The 3,934-nt window shown below is 58.9% G+C and carries 3 protein-coding genes; 2 read left to right on the top strand and 1 reads right to left on the bottom strand.

Features of this window, described 5'->3' with window-relative positions:
- The first annotated feature begins 165 nt into the window (after positions 1-165).
- Positions 166-2,085: an ABC1 kinase family protein gene (locus tag NW837_RS07865; RefSeq protein WP_011432269.1), complete on the top strand. Its 1,920-nt coding sequence runs from the start codon at positions 166-168 to the stop codon at positions 2,083-2,085.
- On the opposite strand, the gene NW837_RS07860 is transcribed toward NW837_RS07865, so the two are convergent.
- Positions 2,082-2,480, bottom strand: a complete 399-nt coding sequence (locus NW837_RS07860) for a hypothetical protein (RefSeq protein WP_414330450.1) — start codon at positions 2,478-2,480, stop codon at positions 2,082-2,084. The genes NW837_RS07865 and NW837_RS07860 overlap by 4 nt on opposite strands.
- Before the next feature lie 509 nt (positions 2,481-2,989).
- Between NW837_RS07860 and NW837_RS07855 the strand changes: the two genes are divergently transcribed.
- On the top strand, positions 2,990-3,883 hold the full coding sequence (locus tag NW837_RS07855) for a prephenate/arogenate dehydrogenase (protein ID WP_414330449.1): 894 nt from the start codon (positions 2,990-2,992) through the stop codon (positions 3,881-3,883).
- Positions 3,884-3,934 lie beyond the last annotated feature (51 nt).

Below are 3,934 nucleotides of genomic sequence, written 5' to 3'. Positions count from 1 at the left end.
CCCGTAGGTGGGCTGCTGTCACCTTCTCCGGGAGAGGATGAAGATCCTTTTCTGAAGGTTTGGCCGGCCTTTTCAAGCCCAATCGAGCAGGCTGGTGGCTGTCTCCGAGGGTCGCCAGGCTGAGCCAGCAAGTTAAGATGTGTTACGGAATCCGTTGGGGCATCTATGGGCGCAACACCGGTAGTGACAATAGCAGCGAGGCAGGATGGCTTGGGTTCTGGGGCTGTCTCCATCCCTCCGGCAGATCTGGGGGTGGTTCCTGAGCCAAGCTTGCGTTACGACCCAGAGCAGTTGGCCAAGCAATATCGAGGGCGCTGGGATCTGGTGGTGCGGCGCCTGTTTCAGTTGATCACCCCCTTTTTGGGCTTGTTGGCCTGGGTGTTTTGGGATCGCTGGCGGGGAGTAGAACTGAAGAATCGCCCGAAACATGCGGCCCGGCTACGGGAGATCCTCACGGAATTGGGGCCGACAGCCATCAAAATCGGCCAAGCCCTCTCCACCCGTCCCGATCTGGTTTCGCCCCTGTTTCTGGAGGAGCTGGCCAAACTGCAGGATGAGCTGCCCCCCTTCGAGAATGCCATTGCTTTTGCCCTCATCGAGTCGGAGATCGGCAAACCCATAGACAAAATCTTTCGAGAGATCAGCCCTGAACCGATTGCCGCCGCCAGCTTGGGGCAAGTGTACCAGGCCTACTTGCACAGCGGGGAGAAAGTCGCCGTCAAGGTGCAGCGGCCCGACTTGATTGGGCGCATCTCTCTCGACATGTATATTGTCCGCAGCCTGGCCGCCTGGGCCAAACGCACTTTCCGCCGCATCCGCAGCGACCTGGTGGGCATCGTCGATGAGTTTGCCGGGCGCCTCTACGAAGAAATGGACTACACGCAGGAGGGCCGCAATGCCGAGCGGTTCCTGGCGCTGTACCGTCACCCCTCCATCTACGCTCCCAAAATTTACTGGGAGTACACCCGCACCAAGGTGCTGACGATGGAGTGGATTGATGGCATCAAGCTGACTCAGGTTGATAAAATCGCTGCTGCGGGGCTGGATGGACGGCACTTGATCGAGATCGGTGTCAATTGCTCCCTCAAGCAGCTTTTGGAAAATGGCTTTTTCCACGCCGATCCCCACCCGGGCAACCTCTTGGCCATGTACGACGGGCGGCTGGCCTATATCGATTTCGGCATGATGAGCACCATCGCGCCCCATCAGCGCTACGGCCTGATCAAGGCGATTGTGCATTTGGTAAACCGAGACTTTGCCGGGCTGGCCCAAGACTACGTGGACTTGGAGTTCCTGGATCCAGATACCGACCTGACTCCCATCATCCCTGCTCTGGAAGCTGTCTTCGCCGAAGCGATGGGCAAATCGGTCTCCGAACTGAATTTCAAGAGCATCACCGATCGGCTCTCGGGGGTGATGTACGACTTTCCCTTTCGAGTTCCCGCCTACTACGCCTTGATCATCCGCTCTTTGCTCACCCTGGAAGGGATTGCCATCGGCCTGGATCCCAACTTTAAGGTGTTGAGCGTGGCCTATCCCTACGTGGCTCAGCGCCTGCTCACCGACCCGGCCCCGGAGCTGCGCGTATCCCTGCGGGAGCTGCTGTTTAACCAGGGGCAATTTCGCTGGAACCGCCTGGAGAACCTGCTGCGCAACGCCGTCAACAGCGAGGATTTTGATCTACAGGGATCCCTGGAAAAGGCCGTTGATTTTATCTTTTCTGAGCGGGGCGCTTTCCTGCGGGAGCGCCTAGTGGATGTGCTCTTCTCCAGCTCGGGATCCCAGGGTGGCTCAGATGGCTTGGCTCATTTGCAGCGTCTGTGGGAACTCCTCAGCAGCAACCCGAGCTTTCAGCCGCTGCAGCTTCTGCCGATTGTTGCCAAGGTGGCTGCCAAACCGGAAGCTCAACAACTGGGCCGTCAATTGGCCTCCCGCTGGTTGCAACGCTCGGCAGCCCGCCTCATCCGCGACCTGCTGTTGCCGGATACAGAAAAGCCCAGTTCACCCTCTTCCCTCAACGGGCGTGGCGGGATCCCTGGGCCAGCAACCTCTGCTTCTACCGCTCAACTTCCCCTTCCGGCCTAGCTCAGGTGCTCTTGGGGGGCAGTATCGCTGTTGGGGTTAACAGAGGCCAGAGCCAGCGTAATCCACTCGGAAAATTCATCGCGGCGGAAAACCTGGGGGCGGGAGCGGGGGCCAAAACGCAGCAGGCTGGGCATGCCGTGCTCCTTGAGTCGAGACTGTAGCCAGGTGCCCACACCGGTTTTGCCATCGTTGGGCATTTCGGTTTGGAAGTCACTGTACATCAACAACAACTGGCTGCGAGATTGGAGCACCGCATTCTCTTGAATTAACTTCGGCAAGGAGAGATGGGTGGCTGAGACTGCCCCTTTGCTCCCTTTGGCCGATTCACGACGACGGTCGCGCGGGCGCGGGTTAGTGCTTTCACGGCTCTTGCGGGTTTTGGGTTCACTAGGCATAGAATCTCCTAAACGACAGAGTGCTCCCCAACGGGGGTTAAAGCGGGAACTCGCAGGCCAAAAGCCGAGCCCGCTGTGAAAGTGGCTCGATGGGTACAGTTCTGGAGAATCGCTGAGAAGAGGGACACCTGCTCTTGAGTAAGCGAAGAAGAACTGCGCTGAGCCGGCACGAAAGGCTGGGATCCCTTCGGCGCAACAGCAGTCCACAGCGGGCCGAGCTCCTGCCAATACATCCAAGGCCTGCCCTTGTTTTTCCTGTCGGAGGCCAGTTTGGCTACCACGAATCCGCAGGGCAAGCAAGCCCGGATGTTACCCCTATATTGACTTAAAAATGGACAAGTGGACAGTCCCTGGCCGAGAATTTAGCTGCTGCGGCGGGAGCTTCGGAAGGAACTAGGCTTGCCCGCCGGTGGCGAGTATCGCTGAGCTACGGGAGTAGCCTCCTACTACACCTGGAAGCGGTTGTTGGTGGTGTCCAAAAAGGAGTTTCACTGGCTTACTGAGATACTATGCGCATTGCCATTGTCGGGTTGGGGTTGATTGGCGGATCCCTGGCCCTCAAACTGACCGAAAAGGGATATCCCGTCTGGGGGATAAGCCGCAACCCGGCCACCTGCAAACAGGCTCTGGAACGGGGTGCTGTTCAAGGCTGTGGAACAGAGTTGGCCCAGTTGGCCCGCTTTGACCCTCAAAGGGTGCTGATCTGTACCCCTCTGGAGCAGGTGTTGACCACGCTAGCCGCCCTGGTGCCTTATTTGTCGGCAGAAACCGTGGTGAGCGATGTCGGCTCGGTTAAGCAGCCCATCGTCGCTCCGGCAACCGAATTGTGGCCCTGGTTTGTGGGGGGGCACCCCATGGCCGGCAAAAGCCTGCAAGGGATCCAAGCGGCAGAAGCCGACTTGTTTCGGGGGCGGCCTTACGTGCTCACTCCCATCGCCGAGACCCAACCTCAGGCTCTCGATGCGGTGAAAGAACTGATTGCTGCTGTTGGCGCAGAAGCTGTCCTCACGGATCCCGCACGCCATGACCGAGCGGTGGCCTGGATCAGCCATTTGCCAGTTATGGTCAGCGCCAGTTTGATCGCAGCGGTTAGCCAAGAAGGGGATCCCGCGATTCTGGAATTGGCCCGCACTTTGGCCAGCAGCGGATTCCGCGATACCAGCCGTGTTGGCGGAGGGATCCCGCAATTGGGTTTGGAAATAGCCCGCCACAACCGACAGGCGCTGCTGACTGCCCTGAGCAGCTACCAAGCTCAGCTGCGACAGATAGAGCAGTTGATCGCTGGCGAAAGGTGGGACGAATTGCTCCTGGTGCTGCAACGAGCTCAACAGGAATGGCAGCAGTTCCCCGTCAACCATCCTCGCGGAATTCCTCACAACCTGCGCGGTGGGAATGGACAGTAGACGTACTCCCCCAAGACTGGGGATCCCAGGGGGGCGGGGGAGTTCATGCTA

It is taken from the genome of Synechococcus sp. R6-10 (assembly GCF_047461815.1).
Classification (GTDB): domain Bacteria; phylum Cyanobacteriota; class Cyanobacteriia; order Thermostichales; family Thermostichaceae; genus Thermostichus.
This window is presented reverse-complemented; position numbering and strand designations above follow the sequence as displayed.